The organism is Candidatus Brocadiia bacterium (assembly GCA_041658285.1).
In the GTDB taxonomy this organism is placed as follows: domain Bacteria; phylum Planctomycetota; class MHYJ01; order JACQXL01; family JACQXL01; genus JBBAAP01.
The window spans coordinates 71448-91957 of the sequence record JBBAAP010000004.1 but is presented as its reverse complement, the minus strand read 5'-3'; the positions used below and the strand labels follow the sequence as shown (position 1 = coordinate 91957).

The window sequence follows — 20510 nt, the reverse complement described above, 5'->3', positions numbered from 1 at the left end:
CTAATATTTTATTTGACTTATTTTATCAAAGGCATATCCTTAACATAGTTAATAAAAGGAGGTTAATATGTTAGATGACGCTAATACCGGATTGAGACCGCCCGAATCACAGCCTCAGGCTTCCACACAGCCAAAACAACTAATGTGGGATGATGAAGGCCCATTCTTCACTAAAATAATTAATACCTGGAAAATGACCATGTTCAGCCCCATTAAGTTTTTTAGTGCGGTAAAACTTACCGGAATGGGCAAACCATTAATTTATGCCCTAATCTTTGGCGTTACCGGCTCCATATTAAATGCAGTCTGGCAGCTACTGATGACCAAGCTTAATATACCCATGTTTGGTAATCAACTCAAATTTTTAGAATTATTCAATATTTCCCCAGAAATATATTCCGCGGCTATGATAGTGCTTTCACCGATTTTAATTATTATGAGTTTATTCATCTGGGGCGGTATTCTGCACCTTTCACTGATGATTTTAGGCGGGACCAAAAATGGTTTTGAGGCAACATTCAGGAGTCTCTGCTACTCCTATAGCCCATTTATTTTATGCCTCTTACCGATTTGCGGAGTAATTGTCGCAGGGATATGGATGATCGTACTGGTAATCATAGGATTAAGGGAAACGCATCAAAGTCCCACCTGGAAAGCAGTCGTTGGGTATTTTATGCCTATCGTCTTATGCATATGCCTAGCTATCGGCGCCGCAATAGCAATACCGTTATTGATAGCTCCCAAGATGTTTAGCTAATGAATGCAAATAATACTAGCACACAGTTGGGACTAATATACGGAGCCATATCTATTTTTATCCTGTCTGCGGTTGGTTTGTTCAGTTTGCTCGTATCTAGAACCGCCTTAACAAAATTACCGTTCACCTGCCCTTTCAAGGCCTTAACCCATATTCCCTGCCTTACCTGCGGCGGAACACGCTCTGTCCTGTATTTATCACAATTCAGTCTGATTGACTCGTTTCTGATAAACCCCTTGGTGTTTCTTACCGCCGTGGGCTGCATTATCTGGGGAATCTTATCGCTGATCAGCTTGCTTAACAAAAACCAACAGTCATTTATTCCACCATTACGTGTAAACATAATTGGCATAATATCAATACTGGTCCTTAACTGGCTCTACCTAATCCTCGTAGCCCATCCTTAAAATAATTTGAATAATTATTGACCTCATACCTAATAACGCTAAAGTAACCGTATATGAAAAATTTATATCTGCTGCTGGTCCTGCTCATCCCTCTCAGTTGCGCTATGCCGCCGGAAGGCGGCCCCTCGCAAAATACTGGCGCTGATTCACAACTATCATCGCCAAGTCCAGAGGAATCAAACCCCAAAAGATTTGAAGAAATTCTTTCTACAGCTCAAGGCTGGTTAAATCTGGCCAAAACCCAGTACGAAAAACGTGAAATACCCGGATGCATCGCTTCGACAGCCGCGGCTATCCAGCTCATCCCTAATTACGCCGAAGCGTATCTGTTTATGGCCAATGTCCTGGCTGAATCATACGATAATAAAACCTTCGCCAAAACCGCCGCACTTCGGGCTTACAATTTGTCCGAGATGCAGGGCAACACTAAAACGTCATTTGAATCCCTCAGGTTTCTGTCCCGGTTGGACCCAAACAACACCGAATATCTGTTCAAACTCGCCAAAATATACCGGTTGCTGGAATCTGACAAACAAATGGCAGTTGAAATTTACCAGAAGATTTTACAGACCAATTCACGCAATCCTGAGGCACTGCTCGGAATGGCTCAGGCCTATTCGAACCTAAACGAGTACGAGAAATGCCTGTCATACCTCGACAAGTATTCCAAGATCGGCGGTACGGATACCCAGGCCTATCTGCTTCGCGCATACGTATCCTCAAAAACAGGCAACCTTGAACAAGCCGTCAAGGACCTAGAAAAAGTCGTCCAGGACGAGAAGATTCTCGAGGGCCCTGAAGGCAGCTTGGTTTACATACTCTGGTCCGAAGTACTAACTGCGCTGGAAAAATACGACTTAGCTCTCAACACGCCTATATTTTTCGGCATGACTTTCTTTCCCCAGCAAAAAGACATGTTCGATATCCACCGGGCTATCATATATGAAAAGAAAAAAGAGTTTGAAGCCGCCGACAATATCTACAATCGGCTGGTTAATAAGGGCTTCGCCGACATGATCAGCACATTTTACCTGATGCGCGGAATGAACTTCGCCGTTCAGAAAACCTACGACAAGGCCAAAGAATCGATTGATAAATTCATGCAAATTACACCAAAAGAAAATCTGGGTAAGGCATGGATAATGTTTTGGGAAGATACCACCGCCAAACAGGGAAAATCCATCGAGTCATCAATGGTTCCGTCGCTCAAGGAACAAATAACCAATAATCCGGAATATATCCTGGGCTATCTTTGTTTAGGCAGTTACTATTACTGCACCAAAAACTCCGAAGCCAGCCAGAACCTGGAAAAGGTTATCCAGCTGGCCGAGAGTGACCCATCTCTCGCCAATTACGGACTTGTTGCCAGAGGCATGCTCCAAAAATAATGATGCCGAAAGACAGGTAATAAGCCGGATTCTGTATCTAGATAACCATTTGACTCGTTCCGATATCACTATCGGAATCCAACGACCTACCTGGGACTTGCGGCCGGACCAGCCATAACCCTGTTTGGTCTTTCTCCGGGTGGGGTTTACCATGCGCTCCCGATTACTCGGGAACCGGTGCGCTCTTACCGCACCTTTTCACCATTGCCTGCCGACCGAAATCGACGGGCTGTGTATTTTCTGTGGCACTTTCCCTTTCTCCATCGACGCGAGGTCGATGGAAACGGCTCCCGTTAGGAGCCACCCTGTCCTGTGGAGTCCGGACTTTCCTCCCCGCCCGGTTGCCCGGCCGGAGCGATTATCTGCCTGTCTTTTATTTATTCTACTCTGTATCCGTATCAGATTGTAAATTCATCGCCTTATTAGCAAGTTTATCCGCTATTTTATTCAATTTGCGCTCTATAGCCATAAGTTTTATACCCGGGAAATTCTTAAGTAACCCCCTGGCTTCTATGGCCAGCGGCATCAGAAGCTTGCTTTTGATGCGATACTCGCCATTCATCTGGTTGACTATCAGGTCGCTATCGGACTTAACCGTAATCTGTCCTATGGGTTCTTTAATCCCGGACAGTAATTTAAGACCATTAATTAAAGCCTGGTATTCAGCCACATTACTGGTGGTCTGGCCCAGGAACTTCCCCTTTTTCAATATCACTCCACCGGTATCATCGGTAATATAAATACCCACTCCGGCCGGACCGGGGTTTCCACGCGACGCCCCGTCTATAAACATCTCTATGTTCTTACTCATATAACAGCATACGCTATATACTATTTAGCCCACTGTCAAGAGAATATTACGCGCACTATCCTTCAGAAATATCTAATTAAAATTCATTAAATTCTTGACATTCTTTATAATTTGCTATCATAGGGGGGTAAGAAGTATTAGTAAGGATACTATAACTTATGAAAAATACGCTTCTGGCTTTCGCGATTCTCGGAATCATATCGGCCATAATAGCAGTATTCATCGCCTTCAGCAACTCGGAAAAAGCCATTACCGCAATGAACCAGTCTGAACAGGCTAAAACTATGGCTGAGAGGATAAAAGATATTGCTGAAAAAGCTAAGGATGATGCTCTTGCGGCAAAGAAAGAATCTGATGCAAAAGCAATTGCTTCTATCGAAGATGCCCGAAAAGCTCGCGATGAAGCCAACCAGGCCCGGACAGAAAGAGAAAGAAGCCTGGCTGATGCTATAAAAATAGAAAAGGATGCTCGTGAAACAGAGAAAAAAGGTCTTCAGATGCAGGATGATGCCAAAGCTCTGGTGGCATTAGCCAACGGCGAGCGTGATAAGGCCTATGATGCTGCCAAGGTTGCTCAGGCAAATGAAGAAGTCGAGAAAGAGGCAAGACGTATCGCCGAGCAGGAAAGGGACAAGATGGCCCGTCTAGCGGAAAATAGCCGAAAGGATTATGCCACGCTAAAACAGATCATCAGACAGCAAGAAATGGTGGCCATATTCACATCAGATATTATCAATAAAATACTGGTCTCTATTGACACCGGCGACCAGCACTACCTGAAGGGCCTGGAGGAATGGCAAATTGCCAAAGACATCAAGCAAAGAACTATCACCCTGGGCAATTACATCAAGGCCAAGGAATTATATACGGCCGCCCAGAACAGCATCGGAAAAATCGAAAAGGTTAATGATCAGACCGAAGAAATAAAGTTCCGGGTTAAAAATGGCGTTGCTAATGATATTGCCAGTCTTGATATCGTTATTGATATCCTGAGGCGATTAATCAAAGGCGAAACTATCTCCAATCAAGACCTGCAAAGTATGACTGATCAAGCCATTTCAAAGAAACTTTCCGCCGACAACACCGTAATCGATGCCTGCAAGGCTATCGTCGATATAATTAATGGCAATCCCGGTGTGACTCCGTCTCTGGCCGAAAAGCTTGAGCAAATAAAGAAGGCATTCGAGGAACGGATGGGAGCTGGTAATCCCGGCGAGAACGCATTAATACTCGACCGTAAGTTTTCCTAAAACACTTTCGAACCCCCGATTAAATCAAAACAGCTTCTATCGAAAAATATATTATTAAATGGCTTGGTGTAATTTAATAATCCCATCCGCGTAAATCACCGTCCTATTTCGGAGCCCCCATCTTTCCCATATATTTGCGCACAATCGGAGGCGGCGCTTCCACCGGCAAGCCCATTGCTTTACGCTCACTCTGCCTTTTCATCCAATCGGCCACCATTGTTTCCGTTAACTTATCATTCTCAGACACAAGAGCGTCCTTTTCGGTGACGAGCGCATCCTTTTCCTGCGTGAGTTTTGACATCTCAGACTGCAGCCCTTTAACTTTTTCCTCTAAACCAGCCTTATCATCCCTAAGTTTCTTAACCTCGGCACCCTGGTCAGAAAGCTTTTTCTGAACATCATCATAGTCCTTTTGTAACTGTTTAAGCCTTACTATAAGGTTTTCTTTTTCCTGGTCCCTGCAACCTAAACCAAAGGCTATCAAACCGACAAGAACAATTACGGCTAATAATGTGCGCATAAATACTTTTCGGGTAATAAAGCGTTCATGACCTATACTAGTTTTTATAAGACACAAACAGATTCAGCCGTGAATAACTGCCCGAACTACTTCTGCGAACCGAACTTCTTCTTCATGTAATCGCGGACGGCTTGTGGCGGCGGCTCCGGCGACAGGCCCTGTGCCTTACGCTCGTTCTGCCGCTTCATCCATTCAGCCACTTCCGGAGGCATATCATCCGGCCCGCCGGCGTTGGGCGGTGGGTTATTATTCTCGGGCGGTTTGGCGCCCTGATCGGGTGTCTTGTTATCGGGATTTGAACCTTGCTCGGGCGGCTTAGCACCGCCGGATTGCATCTTCTGGATATACTCTTCTAACTCAGCAACCCTTCTGGCGTATCTCTGCAACTCCAGCTGGTAACTGACCGCACCACGTTTGTATCCGTCTATTGTTTCTTTCAGTGTCTTATTCTCAGCGCTAAACGCTTCGTTTTCCGGTTTCAGCTTGTCAACCTCGGCTTGCAGTCCCTGTGACTTTTCTTCCAATGCCGCCTTGGTTTCCTTGAGCTTCTTAACCTCAGATTCCAAAGAATTCATCTTGTTGAGTTTTTCCTGAGCCTCATCGTAATCCTTCTTTAGCTGGTCCAGCCGCTTCTGAAGGAGTTTCATTTCCTCGCCATTGCATCCCAATCCAAAAGCCAGCACGCCAACCAGCATGATTCCCGCTATCATTTTATACATAACATCTCCTTCTTAGCGCGCAGATTACTTGGCCGGGGCCTGTTTAACAGCCGGCGGCGTAATTTCTGCTGCGCCCTCTCTTAACTTTAGTTTGGTAATAATATTGCCTTCGGTCTTAACCGCTACTTTTTTCTTGCTGTTAGCCGCCTGAGCCGTGTTATTGATAACAAACGACCCGCTTAGGTCCAGGTCAACAATCACTTTTTGTTCAATCGACACGATATACGCGCCGGCCAACTCAATCTCGATGGTCGTATTATTGACCGGATCGTCGCGTGTCAGTTTTAGGCTGATGGTCGTCTTCAGGCACGGCACGCCTTCGTAATCCATCTTGGATTCCAGCGTCCCGGAACCTACCGCCTTGCAAAGTTTCTCGTCATAGCTGTTCCTGAAAAATATCTCAGCCACCTTCTGGCTGTTGAGCTCGTATGTCTCGCCGATGGTCAGCGGTTCCTGCGGTAGCAACAGGTAGAACCAAGTCAGGGCGCTGACGTAATCATAATCCTCGGTAATAATCACCCCATCCTTGGGAGCAATCTTTTCCATCTTGGTGATATGGCTGTCCATTGTCTCCAGGCGCAATGTCCGCCCTTCCAGCGAAATACTCTCATCCTTGCGCCCTTCGCCCGGGGTATTCGTCTTGAGCCGCGAAAACGTATAAGTCCGCTGGCTGTGGATGCTCCGGTGGTCGCCGGACATCATCAGGATGTGCTCGGTGAAATTATACTTGTTATGGCGCAGGAACGGGTAGGTCTCCGGCTTATCTCCCGGATTAATGGTATGGATGCCGTCCCACTTCTGCTCTTCCTCGGCCACGATAATCTTGTTGATATCAAAGAGCGGCCGGAGCTGATACATCGGCGTCGGCGCCACCGGCGCCGGGTTTTCCGGAGTCACCGCCGGGGCTATGGCTGTCGGGCTGATCGGGGTATTCTCAGCCGTCTTGGGCGCTTCCGCGGCCTTATCAGCCGGAACCGCATCCTGGAACGACCAAGCCGCAAATCCGATAGCCAGTAAAACCGTGATTAATAATGCCTTCTTCATATTATTTTTGTCCTATTAAGTCATTTATCGACTTGTCTGTCAAGAATTCTTGGATATTTATTTCCTTTTCTTCGCTCCGGGCCATATCTTTAAGCTTAACGGTATTATTCCGGGCCTCATCGTCCCCGATGGTGGCTACGAACCGGGCGCCAGACTTATCGGCGCTGCGGAACTGGGCCTTAACGCTCTTAATCTCGAAATCCATATCGGCGCTGACGCCGCGCTTCCTCAGTTCCTTAAGCAGCTTGAATGCCACGGCCCTATGCGCCTGGCCGGTAGTGATGATATACACCCCGGGCGTCGGATTAGCCGGAACCGAGACCTGCAATGCCTCCAGCGCCAGGATGGTCCGCTCCAGCCCCAGCGCAAACCCGACCGCGCCGGTTGGTTCGCCGCCCAATTCCTGGACCAGATTATCGTATCTGCCGCCGCCGCAAAGCGCGTCCTGCGCCCCGAGCGAACCGTGCGTTATTTCGAATATGGTTCTGGTATAATAATCGAATCCACGGACCAGCTGAGCCGACACCTGGTATTTGACGCCGACCGCATCCAGCCCGGCCTTGACGCCGTCAAAATGCTGCCGGCAATCAGGGCACAGGTATTTCTCAAATGTCTCAACAGTCCCGGCCGCCTTGCGGCAGTCGGGTTTCTTACAATCCAGTATACGGAAGATATTACGCTGGTAACGCTCCTGGCAGCTGGCGCACAGCGACGGTTTGTGCTTGTCCAGCGACTTCTTGAGCACCTCGCGGTAGACATCACGGCAGGCCGGACAGCCGATGGAGTTAATCTTGAGCTGGCAGTCCTTGATGCCCAACGCCTCGAAGTACGACATAGCCAGGTCAATCACCTCGACATCCAGCAGGTAATCAGTCGAGCCCAACGCCTCCACGCCCATCTGATGGAACTGGCGCTTGCGGCCCTTCTGCGGACGCTCGTGCCTGAAGAGCGGCCCGATATAATATAGCTTCTGGAAACGCTTTATCTTGTCCAGATTATGCTCCAGATATGCCCGAACCACCGGCGCGGTCAGCTCCGGCCGGAGCGTGATGCTGTCCTTATCGTCTTTGTCATCGCTGTTGCGCTGGAAGGTATACATCTCCTTCTCGACGATGTCGGTCACCTCGCCGATGGAGCGGTTAAAAAGAGAGGTATATTCGAATATGGGCGTGCGGATTTCAGAATATCCGTATCGTCCCAGGATAGTCCGAGCCGTATCCTCCACAAAACGCCACAGCCCTATCTTATCCGGCAGGATATCTTCTGTCCCGAGCGGTGCTTGATAGCCCGAATTACTCATAACTTTAATTTAAGTATATATCGGCTATTGTCAAGTTATGATTGACAGAATTATCGCTATGAGTAAGCTGATTAAGCAGATTTATCCGATATCATAAAAAAATCCGTTTAATCCGCTAAATCCGCTTACTGCTTAACCGGAGGCCATGAACAAATTATCTGATTCCGTCCAATATCTCAAGGGCGTAGGGCCGGCCCGGGCCAAACTGCTTAACCGCCTTAACATCAATACCCTTCAGGACCTGCTCTATTATTTTCCGCGCACCTATCTGGACCGTTCAAAACTCCAACCCATCAGCCAGGTCATCAGCGAGCGGCCCGAGGACGAGGTCATCATCTCCGGCCAAATCCTGACCATCAGCGCCTACCGAACCAAGAGCGGCATGAACATCACCGAAATCGCCGTGGGCGATGATTCCGGCATCATCACCGCTGTCTGGTTCAACCAGTTCTTCCTCAAACGCGTCTTTGCCAAAGGACAGAAAATCCTGCTGGCCGGTAAGCTGGCCCGCTACGGCCGGGCGCCACAAATAGCTAATGCCGAATACGAGATTATCCCGACCCAACTAATGCCCGGCGAAAATGACAGCTATACTCCGGTCCATACCCAGGGCATCGTGCCCTGCTACGGGCTGACCGAAGGCCTGGGCCAGAAGTTCATCCGCCGCCTGATGAAAGACACAGTTCCGGCCTATGCACCGCTGCTGCCGGACGTATTACCCAGGCCGCTGACCGCCGGTCAAATACCCCTGCCCGAAGCCGTAAATGCCATGCACTTCCCGGCCTCGATGGAATCGATGGCCCCGGCCCGGCAACGGCTGGTCTACGAAGAACTACTCCTGCTCCAGCTGGCTCTGTGCCTCAAGCGCAACCAGATAAAGAAATCCGCGGTCAAGTACCCTATTAAGATATCCGAACATCTGGACGGCCGTATCCGGGCGCGCATCCCGTTCACTCTCACCCCGGCCCAGGAACGGGTCATCGCTGAGCTCAAGACCGACCTGGAATCGCCGCATCCGATGCACCGCCTGCTCCAGGGCGATGTCGGCTCGGGCAAGACCATCGTGGCCATCTACGCCATCCTGGCCGCCATAGGAAATAAATTGCAGTCAGCGCTGATGGCCCCGACCGAAATCCTGGCCGAACAGCATTTTAACACCGTCACCCGACTGCTGGCCGGCTCATCGGTGCGCATCGCCTTCCTCAGGAGCGGTATCGCCAAGACCGAGCGCCAGGCCGCGCTCGAGTCCATCAAGCAAGGCGACATCGATTTGGTCATCGGCACCCACGCCCTGATACAGAAGGACGTGGAATTCGTCCGGCTCGGCCTGATCATCATAGACGAACAGCACAAGTTCGGCGTCATCCAGCGGGAGACGCTGGTCAACAAGACCGACAACCCGCATCTCTTGGTAATGACCGCCACGCCCATCCCGCGCACCCTGGCCCTGACCGCCTTCGGCGACCTGGATGTCTCGACCATAGACCAGCTCCCACCCGGCAGGCAACCGGTCAAGACCATACTGCGGGCATCGCAAAAGATGCCCGAGGCCATCGACTTCATCCGCAACCGCATCAAGGAAGGCCGCCAGGTCTATTTTGTATACCCAATTATAGACGAATCAGACAGCATACCGGCCAAGTCGGCCACCCAGATGGCCAAACAGCTTAAGGACATATTCTCCGAATACCAGGTAGGGCTATTGCACGGCCGCAAGACCGACCAGCACAAGGAAAAGATAATGAACGACTTCCGGGCCGGAAAGATACAGATACTGGTCTCGACCATCGTCATCGAGGTGGGAATAGACGTGCCCAACGCCTCGATAATGGCCATCGAGCACGCCGAGCGCTACGGCCTGGCCCAGTTGCACCAATTACGAGGGCGCATCGGCCGGGGCGCGCACAAGTCATACTGCCTGCTCTTCGGCGACTTCACCACCGAGGACGCCGAAAGCCGGCTAAAGATAATGGAAGCCACCAACGACGGGTTCCGGATAGCCGAGGAGGATTTAAAGATACGCGGCCCGGGCGAATTCTTCGGCACCCGGCAGAGCGGCATCCCGGCGTTCCGGATAGCCGACCTGAGCAGGGATTTTGAGGTCCTGAAACAAACCCGCCAAGACGCCCAGGCGCTATTGGCCAACGACCCCTTCCTGCAATCACCTCAACACAAACTATTATTTAATGCTATCAAGCAACAATATAAGGACTTATTGACGTTGGCCTAAAACCATTGACATATAATATAAAGCGTGGTTAATTAATCTTATGAATTGGTTTCAACGTTATGGAATTGTAGGAGCATATTTCATCATTTTTACTGCAGGCTGGTTATATGTATTAGATAAATCGTGGTGGAATCCTGAAAAATTTAAGACAATTGCGGAGTTTGGTCTTTTGGCTTTTCTTCCTTTTGGTTATATAATCGCTGTTTTCGCACAATGCCTATATTCCATAAACTGTCCAGTATTTTCCGATACGATATATCGAGAAATAATACGAAGGCATCAGGATGGACAAACTTTAGTTAACGAGAATAATGATTTTGAACATCAAATTGAATCTCTAATTGAAGCTAACTTAATGGTACCGGGAAGGTTGACTGGTCCAAATGAATCAGACACCAAATACGTAACTAAAAATATTGAACGATTAAAATGGTTTTCCGAATTAATAACTAAACGCTGGGATGTCTACGCAATAAGCAACTCCCTTATTTTAGCAACTATACTATCATTTTTGTGCGCTTTTTTAACGTTTTCTTATTTAGAACGCCTTTCCACTGAATGGTTTAATATTCCAATCGCAATATCAATACCCGTTCTTTCGGCATTGTTTTTAATAAAACTTTCTTGGTTGCTGAAAAATTTAATATTAAAATATCAGCATCATAATAACACAAAATGGTACAAACATTTGGAGATACCCTTAATAATTACTATATTAATAATTGGCGTTTTGGTAATAGCTTTCACGGTAAATAAACCTATACCAGGTTGCGTATACTTATTTATACTTTCGATGCTACTATTTAGCCGAATTTTAATGAAAGAACGATTGGTTATAATGTACACTGATATGTTTAATGCATACCCAAATCTTGCTGGGCAATATAGAAGACAATAATATTTGTGAATCTATGTGGTCTTAAAATATATGGGAGTGGAGGACAAGTAACGCCCGCCGCCACTCGTCCCCCACTCCGCTTTCATCCTTTCGCGCCTTCGTGGTTAAGGGCAACTAAATGCCATTCTTCCGGCCTGCCGGCCAAACTATGTCATATTGCTCTCCTATATGACATTATCCAGCCCTAATATGACATCATCCAGCTCTAATATGACATCATTCAGCCCTAATATGACATCATTCGGCTCTAATATGACATCATTCGGCTCTAATATGACATCATCCGGCTCTAATATGACATCATCCAGCTCTAATATGACATCATCCAGCTCTAATATGACATCATCTAGTTCTAATATGACATCATATTGCTTCAAATCCTATATCGGATTACTCCAAATCCATGTCCCTCAGCTCTTATGGGATGTCCCCTAGCTCTTATGTCATATCACATAGCTCTGGTGTTATATCACACAGCTCCTATGTCAACTAACACAGCCCTGTTGTTGACTAACACAACTCTTATATAAGCTTGCCCATATATCCGGGAAAGGGTATCCCGCACCCCTCTGAGCCCTACCCGTCATAGGGATAAGATACCAAGGTATGGGATATGACTTAATAGGATAATAGATTAGGGATAGGAAGATATCAGGGGGTTAGGCCAGGTCTCACTACAGCTTAGGCAGAGAGACTTTACTTTTACCAAAAATCTGCCCAGTAGATTATCTCATTCCTTTGTTTACTTATGACAACCCCGTGACTTTCGCCGTGATTCCAATAACCATCGACGCTTTCTGAACTTTTTATGATCTTATCGAATATCATTATCTCGTAATCATCAGGGAATTTCATTTTCTGATAGCGTTCTTTAGGGGAGAGATTACCAAAATCATTGGTGTAAAAATCTGTCGTGGGCATACCATTTTCCATATTCATATGAATATTGATGTTGCCACCGAAGAATGACTTGGTCTTTATTTTGGAGAATTGTCCGTACAACTCGGTAATCCGGTCAGCCGGAAGTGTATAACGAATTTGCATGTGTCCTCCGCCCTGAAGGAATTGCGGCAGGTATGAAAACCTCACGTTTTTGGCATCTGGCGGGATTTTGCGCGGGAAATGTTCAAGCAATTCGCCGCTTGACGAAGAGATCATCTTTTCGTAGCGGTCCACACGGGTTTCTTCCCGGGTACAAGAATCCCACATAGCAGCACCCATGGTGATAAATGCCCAAACAAGCATCGCTAAAACACACGCAGAGGCAAAGATGAAATGAGGCCATATCGCTTTCATGCGCCGACTAAAGGCATAACAGGCCAACAGGACAGCGGCCGGCAAGAAGCTTACCACGTAAAAAAAGAAACTCACATCCTCAAATGAGGTGGAGGAAAGGATGCCAATGATGACAAAAAGAATGCCAATAATCAAATACAGGTTGGCCCTTACTTTCATAACATACACTCCCACCCTATTTCTTCTCTTTAGGGCTGATGACAATATCCTTCTTGGGGTCGGCGTTATCGTCCTTTAGGTCTGCCCCGACGCTATAAAGGAAGAGCCCTCCGTCCGTATCCACCCGGTATATGAACGACTGGTCGCTGAACGGGTCCAAGGGCACGGTTGGTATGATGGCCGGGGCCAGCTTGTCCAAAGTCTCCGGATACGCCCCGTGCCTGAGCTTGTATAATTTAAGTGCGGCCAGAATATAGATGCCTTTCCTTCCGGCATCCAATATCATTTGTTTGTCATAACAACCAGTAATTCCTCCTACTAAAATATTAGCTTTAGATTTTTTATATGATTCCTCAACTTGGTTTATTCTATCACTTACTTGTGCGCAAGACCCCGTAATTACTTTTGCCACATCGTTACATAACAGCACACTATCAATCCAAAAATCAATAAAATCAGTTCTATTAGACCACCCCCAGAAATCATCCTTTTCAGGAATAAATCCTCTTTTTTCGGATTCTTCTTTTATCAACACTCCCATAAAAACTATTTCTGATTCCCAGGTGTTTTGAAACGTTGGATAAGAATCAATAAGTGTTTTAAGGTATCCGCTTAGCTTGACCAGCTCCCCTTCATTGAGTTTATCATAAAGTAACACTTTTTTTATTCTACCTTGTCCATCGCTAGAAAATGCTATGCCAACCAGCATCTGAATCAACTGACCATTAGACCTATAATCATCACCAAATCTTATAGACGTACAATACAACTCTATTGCCTCAAGAAACTTATTGTTATCCTCCATGTCTTTGCCAAGTATCACCATGACATCCCTGATAAGACTTCTTGCCGCTGTTAAACTAAGTTTATCCCGCGGATGCACAAGCGGCTTAGCGCTTTCGGTATTAGAGCCCTTTTTTAAGAGGTCAATCCTGACAGTATATGATTTTGCCCATTCCAGTAACTCAGGTTTCAACGGCTTGTTCTCGTAAGGAAATTTATATAATGAATCCCACAATGCATCCTGAATATCCTCAGACTTCTCAATCTTTTTTTCAATAGCTTTCTTATAATACTCTGCGGCGTTGCCGGGCACGGCCGGGCCGAAGAGCGGCGGGCGCCGGTATTCCTTCTTCTCCCATTCGACGATGCGCTTTTTCAGGTCAGCCGAGAGCTCTTTCATCCGGGCGGTGGCCTGCAGGAACCGGACATAATGGTAACCGACAAACACCAGAACCACCACCGCGATGCCTAAGCCGATATAAAACAGTTTCTTTTTCATAAACATTCCTCGCTTAATCTTGCCACAGAGACACAGAACGCACAGAGTATTATTTTAAGGTCTCGTCCAAGTCCCTGTTTTCCTTATATCAGAGCCGCCTGCTCGTGTCAAGCCTAATGCTAAAAGTCTTGAATGTGCTATCATTTTTGTTATAATGTGATTATGCGCTATTTAAGATTGCTTCCCGCGTGCCTGCTGACGCTACTCATAATTCATAATTCAGCATTCATAACTGGGTACGCCCAGGAAGAGGACCCCACCTACCCCATCGGGCTGGAGAACTATAACATCATCAACCTGGGCGGGCCGGCCGCCATGCCGGTCTGCATAATCGACGAAATCGAGACCATCGACCTCAATGACGACGGCCTGCTGGACATCCTTTTTACCTTTGAGGAACGGGGCAAGCCCAACGGATATGCCGGGATTGCTTTCCAACGCCCGGCCGCCGGCAATAGCACGCCCTTTGCCGAGGCCCCGGACCAGTTCTTACCCATCGATGCCAACTCATCGCTCATCTCGGCCGGTAACTATGACGCCAAGGCCAAAGGAAAAGAGCTGGCGCTCTTTAACCCGGACGGCGTCGGCTGTTACCGTCTGGACGCCAACAGCCGCTATGTGGTCTCTATGGACAAACTGCTGGACATCCCGACCATGTTCCGCTATCCGCCCACCGGCGCGGGCGCTCCGGCATTCACCTCTGTCTTGGGCAGCAACGACATCAATAACGACGGCGTCAGCGACCTGATAGTGCCAACCCTGTCCGGCTACGGGCTGTTCACCAACTCGGGCAAAGCGGCATTCACCTTCGGCTCAACCAAACTGACGCTGGACGCCGACGACTACAGCTTTGTCAACCTGTCGGCCGGACTACCCGGCCTGGTGCTGACCGACCTGAACGGCGACGGGCTCAAGGATATCGTTATCTGCGCCGATAACACCATTACTTATTACATCCAACCGTTCAACCAGCCCAAGGTGTTTGAGCTCAAGTTCCTAGCCGGCGGTTCGGGCGACGACATCGCCTTCAAGTCGGTCTATTTCAGCGACCTAAACCGCGACGGCGCGGCCGACATGATCATCACCACCACCGGCGGCAACATCGACAAGCAGTTGATGACCCGGGTGTTCGTCTTTAGCGGACTCAAGGGCGACGGCGGCACGGTCAGCTACGCCGACGTGCCGGCGCAGATTATCAACATCCGGGGCATATCGCCGATGATACGGCTGGCCGACATAAACGGCGACAACTACCCGGACCTGTTCGTCACGGCCTTTGAGACCGACTTTGGCTCCAACGTCAAGAAGGCGCTGCTGCGTTATATCGTCATCAACTACCAGGCCTTTTTTTATATGCCGGGCAAGTCGTTTTCGGTCACGCCCAACTACGCCAAGAGCATCAACTTCCCATTGAGCGCGTTGGGCCGGGGCCAGTTTTCGCACATCTATATGGAATACGACTTCAACGGCGACGGGCTGCAAGACCTGCTCTATATTTCCGGACCGGACCGACGCAATTGCAACCTTTACGTCCTGCCGGGCATACCCAAGGAAGAGCTGATAAAGAAGAGCGGCGTCGGATTCCGCAAAGACGAATATCTCTTGTATCCGCTGAGGATACCTGATACGGTAATAATCAAAGACCTGAATAACGATAAGAAGTGCGACATCATCCTGCAGTATAAATCGCGGATGACGATGCTGGTGAGTAAGTAATTAGCCACGAATAAATACGAAGTTATTTCTAAGAGAATAAATTCGGATTAGTTAACCACGAATGAACACGAATAAGCACGAAGTTATTTCTAAGAAGGGAAACTCAGATTAATTAGCACGAATGGATGCGAATAAACACGAAATTGTTTATAAGGAGCTGTCATACCAAATAATAAGCGCGGCTTTGGAGGTGCATAACGGACTGGGCGCCGGATTCCTGGAAAAGGTATACGAGAATGCTTTGGCGATAAAGCTAAGAAAATCCGGGTTGAAGGCTGAGCAACAGGACGCGGTTAAGGTTAAATTTGAAGGCGAGGTGGTTGGCAAGTATTTTGCCGACATTTTAGTTGACGATAAAGTAATACTAGAACTAAAGTGCGTTAAGGAAATCGTGCCTGTACATGAGGCACAAGTCCTCAATTACTTAAAAGCAACAAACTTAAAACTGGGAATAATTATTAATTTTAATAATCCTAAACTGGAGTATAAGCGAATTGTCCTGTAATATTATTCGAGTGCATTCGTGTTCATTCGTGGCTAAATAAAAAGGCGAATCATTATGACTAACAAACCTAAACCGGTTCCGCTGGCCATGGTCATCTGCGATACGGTCATCGACGACCGTCTGACCGGCAAGAAGAGCCTGATTGGGCTGTTCAACAACATCAACACCAGCGTCCTGCCCTGCCGGCATCCGTCCATGACGATATTCTGCGCCCTGACCGACGGCACCGGCCAGTACCAGGGCGTGCTGCGCTGCCAGCACCTGGCATCGGGCAAGATGATAATGGAGCTCAAAGGCCCGATACCATTCCCCAACCCGCTGGCCACCGTTGAGTTCCACTTCGAGGTAAGAAATATAGTCTTCCCCGAGGCCGGACAGTATATATTCGAACTCCAGTGCGACGATCAGCTGGTCATCAGCCGTAAGTTCAACGTGACCAAGATGGATCCGCCCAAGAACCAGCCGCCGCCCATGGACAAACTGCCGGGCTCGTCGGAGATGGTGTAAGCAGCCACAGAGGCGCAGAGCACACAGAGATATGAAGATACTAATCCTTTCGCGCAAGCCGAATTATTATTCCACCAAGCGTCTGGTGGCCGAAGCCAGAAAACTGAAGCACAAGGCCACGGTGCTCGACCCGACAGAATCAGTAATCCCGATTGCCATTAATAACTCATCATTTGGCGCTGCTGCGCCATGGCGCTCCGCGAACACAATCCACATAACTAATAGCTATGGTGCGGTCATCCCCCGCATCGGCACCTACGCGCTGGAGTATACTCTATCCTTGCTGGAACACCTGCGAGGACAAGGCAGCCGTGTGGTAAATTCGCCCGAAGCCATCGGGCTGGCCAAGAATAAGTTCCTGTGCCTGCAACGTCTGGCCCAGGACGGACTGCCGGTGCCGCCGACCATAATGGTGCGTAATGCCGGAGACGTCAACCAAGCTGTAAAACAATTAGGCGGGTTACCGGTTATAGTCAAGTTATTAAAAGGCGGCCAGGGCACAGGCGTGATGCTGGGCGTAAAAACGTCCGTAATCAGGTCGATACTCCGATCTATCTGGGCGCTGGATTACGACGCCATGCTCCAGAAATATATGGCCGACCGCGACGCCAACTGCCACAGCGACATCCGGGTGCTGGTGGTCGGCGCCAAGATTATCGGCGCTATCCGGCGCTATCCCAAGCCAGGCGAGTTCCGGGCCAATATCCACTGCGGCGGCCGGGCCGAGCCTTACGACCTGCCTAACAAATACCGGCTGATGGTGCTTAAGGCCGTGGAAACCACCGGGCTGGACGTGGCCGGGGTAGACTTGATTGAGTCAGTTGACGGGCCGGTGATACTCGAGGTCAACACCTCGCCCGGGTTCGAAGGGTTGGAAAAAGCCAGCCGAGTCAACGTGGCCCGGGCCATCGTCGAACTGGCCGTAGGTAAAAAGAGTTGAGTCAAAGTAAATAAATAGCAGTGAATATTTTAAATAAACTCTCGGCTATAATTTCTTGACTTATCTTTACGCTTTAGTTACCCTATAGAGCTTGTTTTTCATCGTCTGGAAGAATACAACAGGGAGAAGATACTATGCCAATGATAAGCGCTACGGAAATCCGAAACGGCATCATCATCAAGTTCAATAACGAACTGCACGAAGTGGTCGACTACACGCATGTGGCGCCGGGCAACTGGCGGGCCATGGTCCAGGCCAAGATGAGAAACCTCAAGACCAATAAAACCACCGAGAACCGCTTCAGCTCATCCGATAAGGTCGAGCATATGATGGTCGAAGGCATTCCGGCCCAGTTCAGCTACAAAAAAGGCAACGAGTTCGTGTTCATGAACTCGGAAAACTACGAAGAAATACACGTAGATAAAGAGTTACTAGGAACCAAAGCGCCCTACCTGATTGGCGGCCTGGAGGTGACCCTGTATTACTGCGAGGGATCGGTCATCGAGGTTCGGTTGCCGGTTACGGTAGACCTTAAGATTACCCAGACTGATCCGCCCATGAAAACAGCTACGATTACCAATGTTAACAAACCAGCTACTCTGGAAACCGGATTAATCGTTAATGTTCCGCCATTTATCGAAATCGGTGAAGTCATCAAAGTCGACACCCGCGACAATTCATACGTCGGCCGGGTCGGCAAATAGCATCACTAATTTATGAAGCCCTGCACCGTATTCAAATTAGGCGTTGTGCCCTACGACGAGGCGCTCTCATTCCAGTTCGAACTGACCGAGCGGGTCCGCGAAAAGAAAGGCAAGGTCGGATACCTGATGCTGCTGGAGCACGAGCCTGTATTTACCATCGGCAAAAACGGGAAAAGCAGCAACATCCTGGCTTCCGATGAAGTGCTCAAGAAGAAGAAAATCTCGGTGCGCAAGATAGACCGGGGCGGCGATGTGACCTATCACGGGCCGGGACAACTGGTCGGCTACCCTATATTTTCATTGCAATACCTAAAGAAATCAATCCGCGAATACGTAAGAGGCCTGGAACAGTGCATGATTGACACCCTGATCCGATTCAACGTCAAAGCCATGCCTGATACCAAAACAGCCGGCGTATGGGTGGGCAATGCTAAAATCGGCTTTATCGGTGTGCGCGTTTCCAAAGGCATCACTTACCACGGATTTTCCCTTAACATCAACCCGGACTTGGGTAACTTCAAACTGATTAATCCCTGCGGCATGACCAACCCAAAGATTACTTCGCTTCAGGAAGAGTCAGGTAAGAAAATAAGCGTCGCTGATGTATCCAAGGAATACCTGGACTGCTTCAGCAAGTTATTCGACTTGAAACCGGTGGTGGTCAAAACCCATCTTTCCTACATTCCCAAGAACTAATCCAATAGTAAATCCTTCATCTGTTTCCTGCCTGAGCGGACCTTTTCGTCCGGATAGCCCAAAGCAATTACAGCCATTAATTCATACCGGGACGGCAGGCTGAATAATTTATTTACCTGAACGCTGTTCTCAAGTATCTGGCCCAACCAGCAGGAACCTATACCCTTTGAATGGGCGAACAGAAGCATATTCTGAATGCAGGCGCCAACGGATTGGCAGTCTTTAGTTCGGTTATAGGCCAGGTCGTTATCCAGGAAAACTGCTATGCAGGCAGAGCTGGAAGCAATGATGCGGCTGTATTTGGTCATTCGGGATAAGGCGTTGAGTTCTGTTTTAACCCTGACAACCCGAAACCGCCAGGGTTGGTTATTCCGGCCAGACGGCGACCAACGGCCGGATTCAAGTATTCTCCTGATATCACCAAGTAGCACGGGCTTATCAAGATATTTTCGGATACTCCGGCGTGATTTTATGATGCCCAGGATATCTGGCATATTATGGTTTGATTTGGCGGTCTTTAGGCTTATTCTTTCTGGTCGCAATGATAAAAATGGTAATAATTATCGCGATCCCAAAAAAGGCAAATGCACCGACGAAATATTTGAACTGTGTTATTTCGCCGGGCTCCTTTAATTGGATCTTGACCAGCCGGCGGCCAATAATGAACGGCGCATCTTCCCATGTTTTCTTCCTGGCTATTTGCACGGCCGGAGCCAGCTCGTAACTGACTACCTTAAGAAATGCCCCCTCGACCGTTCCGGTATCGGCCTGAGAACGAACTTCGTCAAAGGTCTTGAAAGCTTCCGGCCGCTCGATGACATGGAACCGGTATTTTTCGCCCTTAACCGGTTCGCCCAGAATGCCTTCGTAATATATCTCAACTCCGGCCGGATTAGTCTTGTACTTGTAAGGGTTAAGATAAAGCACAACGCCGGAAACGCGGATTATCTCGCCCCGATATTTTTTGGGATTGGTTATCAGATCATTAAAAGTAATATTGGCATTGACTTTACCGGAGATTTCTTCCGGTGTCATACTGTGGATGTATTTCAGCAACGTGTTATACGGCTCATCCTGAAGAAGTTTTTCCCGGTCGCGGACGTAATCGAGCATGCCTTCAAAGCGCTTGTAGATGATTGGCGTCGGGACCGTTGATATATCAGGAGTTATCGGCAGAGTATCGGTAATCGGTTCCATTTTATCGGGAATGACGGTATTCTGGACCGATACCGTTGCTGTATTTGTTAAAGCTCCGGCAACCAGAGCTGGTATTGCTCCGCGGTCAATACTGCCCTGTCGAACGATGAATATGCCAAGGATGGCTAAAATTGCGGCTAAACCCAGAGCCGGGAAAAACATCTTGTTAAGAGCTGACTCCATT

The 20510-nt window shown here is 48.3% G+C and carries 22 protein-coding genes and 1 other RNA gene; 11 read left to right on the top strand and 12 right to left on the bottom strand.

Annotation, left to right across the window (positions count from 1 at the left end; translation table 11 throughout):
* Positions 1-67: 67 nt before the first annotated feature.
* Positions 68-757, top strand: a complete 690-nt coding sequence (locus tag WC980_05960; GenBank protein ID MFA5794596.1) for a YIP1 family protein — start codon at positions 68-70, stop codon at positions 755-757.
* On the opposite strand, the gene WC980_05955 is transcribed toward WC980_05960, so the two are convergent.
* Positions 750-1100 (bottom strand): hypothetical protein, encoded by a 351-nt coding sequence (locus WC980_05955; GenBank protein ID MFA5794595.1) that lies wholly within the window; start codon positions 1098-1100, stop codon positions 750-752. The two genes, WC980_05960 and WC980_05955, sit on opposite strands and share 8 nt — an antisense overlap.
* A 117-nt stretch (positions 1101-1217) precedes the next feature.
* On the opposite strand from WC980_05955, the gene WC980_05950 reads away from it, so the two are divergent.
* The gene (locus WC980_05950) at positions 1218-2552 is read left to right on the top strand and encodes a tetratricopeptide repeat protein (protein ID MFA5794594.1); all 1335 of its coding nucleotides are present in this window, start codon (positions 1218-1220) and stop codon (positions 2550-2552) included.
* 4 nt (positions 2553-2556) lie between these two features.
* On the opposite strand, the gene rnpB is transcribed toward WC980_05950, so the two are convergent.
* Both rnpB and WC980_05940 read right to left on the bottom strand, forming a co-directional pair.
* An RNA gene (gene rnpB / locus WC980_05945) (RNase P RNA component class A) lies at positions 2557-2926 on the bottom strand.
* 8 nt (positions 2927-2934) lie between these two features.
* On the bottom strand, positions 2935-3363 hold the full coding sequence (locus tag WC980_05940) for a ribonuclease HI family protein (GenBank protein MFA5794593.1): 429 nt from the start codon (positions 3361-3363) through the stop codon (positions 2935-2937).
* A 158-nt stretch (positions 3364-3521) separates the two neighbouring features.
* Here WC980_05940 and WC980_05935 point away from each other — a divergent pair, with 158 nt between their 5' ends.
* Positions 3522-4613, top strand: a complete 1092-nt coding sequence (locus tag WC980_05935) for a hypothetical protein (protein MFA5794592.1) — start codon at positions 3522-3524, stop codon at positions 4611-4613.
* A gap of 103 nt (positions 4614-4716) precedes the next feature.
* Here WC980_05935 and WC980_05930 read toward each other — a convergent pair whose 3' ends face one another.
* From WC980_05930 to hisS, 4 genes are all read right to left on the bottom strand, one after another.
* A complete protein-coding gene (locus tag WC980_05930) occupies positions 4717-5133 on the bottom strand; it encodes a hypothetical protein (protein MFA5794591.1) in 417 nt (138 codons plus the stop codon).
* Between the two features lie 86 nt (positions 5134-5219).
* Positions 5220-5852, bottom strand: coding sequence for a hypothetical protein (locus WC980_05925; GenBank protein ID MFA5794590.1), 633 nt, complete (start codon positions 5850-5852; stop codon positions 5220-5222).
* 24 nt (positions 5853-5876) lie between these two features.
* Entirely contained in the window at positions 5877-6896 is a 1020-nt protein-coding gene (locus tag WC980_05920; GenBank protein ID MFA5794589.1) for a hypothetical protein, read from the bottom strand.
* A gap of 1 nt (position 6897) precedes the next feature.
* Positions 6898-8196, bottom strand: coding sequence for a histidine--tRNA ligase (gene hisS / locus WC980_05915; protein ID MFA5794588.1), 1299 nt, complete (start codon positions 8194-8196; stop codon positions 6898-6900).
* Between the two features lie 145 nt (positions 8197-8341).
* On the opposite strand from hisS, the gene recG reads away from it, so the two are divergent.
* Together recG and WC980_05905 are read left to right on the top strand one after the other, a co-directional pair.
* Entirely contained in the window at positions 8342-10426 is a 2085-nt protein-coding gene (gene recG, locus WC980_05910) for an ATP-dependent DNA helicase RecG (GenBank protein MFA5794587.1), read from the top strand.
* Positions 10427-10466: 40 nt separating this feature from the next.
* Positions 10467-11324, top strand: a complete 858-nt coding sequence (locus WC980_05905) for a hypothetical protein (protein MFA5794586.1) — start codon at positions 10467-10469, stop codon at positions 11322-11324.
* A gap of 164 nt (positions 11325-11488) precedes the next feature.
* Here WC980_05905 and WC980_05900 read toward each other — a convergent pair whose 3' ends face one another.
* From WC980_05900 to WC980_05890, 3 genes are all read right to left on the bottom strand, one after another.
* Positions 11489-11701 carry a hypothetical protein gene (locus WC980_05900; GenBank protein ID MFA5794585.1) on the bottom strand — a complete coding sequence of 71 codons (213 nt, stop codon included), beginning with the start codon at positions 11699-11701 and terminating at the stop codon, positions 11489-11491.
* Between the two features lie 325 nt (positions 11702-12026).
* On the bottom strand, positions 12027-12779 hold the full coding sequence (locus WC980_05895; GenBank protein ID MFA5794584.1) for a hypothetical protein: 753 nt from the start codon (positions 12777-12779) through the stop codon (positions 12027-12029).
* 16 nt (positions 12780-12795) lie between these two features.
* Positions 12796-14061, bottom strand: coding sequence for a hypothetical protein (locus WC980_05890; GenBank protein MFA5794583.1), 1266 nt, complete (start codon positions 14059-14061; stop codon positions 12796-12798).
* Positions 14062-14223: 162 nt separating this feature from the next.
* Between WC980_05890 and WC980_05885 the strand changes: the two genes are divergently transcribed.
* The 6 genes from WC980_05885 to lipB all read left to right on the top strand — a co-directional run bounded on the left by WC980_05885 (position 14224) and on the right by lipB (position 19129).
* Positions 14224-15777, top strand: coding sequence for a VCBS repeat-containing protein (locus tag WC980_05885; GenBank protein MFA5794582.1), 1554 nt, complete (start codon positions 14224-14226; stop codon positions 15775-15777).
* Positions 15778-15898: 121 nt separating this feature from the next.
* Complete coding sequence (locus tag WC980_05880) at positions 15899-16282, top strand: GxxExxY protein (protein ID MFA5794581.1); 384 nt, start codon at positions 15899-15901, stop codon at positions 16280-16282.
* Positions 16283-16336: 54 nt separating this feature from the next.
* Complete coding sequence (locus WC980_05875; GenBank protein ID MFA5794580.1) at positions 16337-16789, top strand: hypothetical protein; 453 nt, start codon at positions 16337-16339, stop codon at positions 16787-16789.
* Positions 16790-16820: 31 nt separating this feature from the next.
* Positions 16821-17729 carry a RimK family alpha-L-glutamate ligase gene (locus tag WC980_05870; GenBank protein ID MFA5794579.1) on the top strand — a complete coding sequence of 303 codons (909 nt, stop codon included), beginning with the start codon at positions 16821-16823 and terminating at the stop codon, positions 17727-17729.
* 134 nt (positions 17730-17863) lie between these two features.
* Positions 17864-18433 (top strand): elongation factor P, encoded by a 570-nt coding sequence (gene efp / locus WC980_05865; GenBank protein ID MFA5794578.1) that lies wholly within the window; start codon positions 17864-17866, stop codon positions 18431-18433.
* Between the two features lie 12 nt (positions 18434-18445).
* Positions 18446-19129, top strand: coding sequence for a lipoyl(octanoyl) transferase LipB (gene lipB / locus WC980_05860; GenBank protein ID MFA5794577.1), 684 nt, complete (start codon positions 18446-18448; stop codon positions 19127-19129).
* Here lipB and WC980_05855 read toward each other — a convergent pair.
* Both WC980_05855 and WC980_05850 read right to left on the bottom strand, forming a co-directional pair.
* Positions 19126-19623, bottom strand: a complete 498-nt coding sequence (locus tag WC980_05855; GenBank protein MFA5794576.1) for a nitroreductase — start codon at positions 19621-19623, stop codon at positions 19126-19128. The two genes, lipB and WC980_05855, sit on opposite strands and share 4 nt — an antisense overlap.
* A gap of 1 nt (position 19624) precedes the next feature.
* The gene (locus WC980_05850; GenBank protein MFA5794575.1) at positions 19625-20509 is read right to left on the bottom strand and encodes a hypothetical protein; all 885 of its coding nucleotides are present in this window, start codon (positions 20507-20509) and stop codon (positions 19625-19627) included.
* Position 20510: the final 1 nt, after the last annotated feature.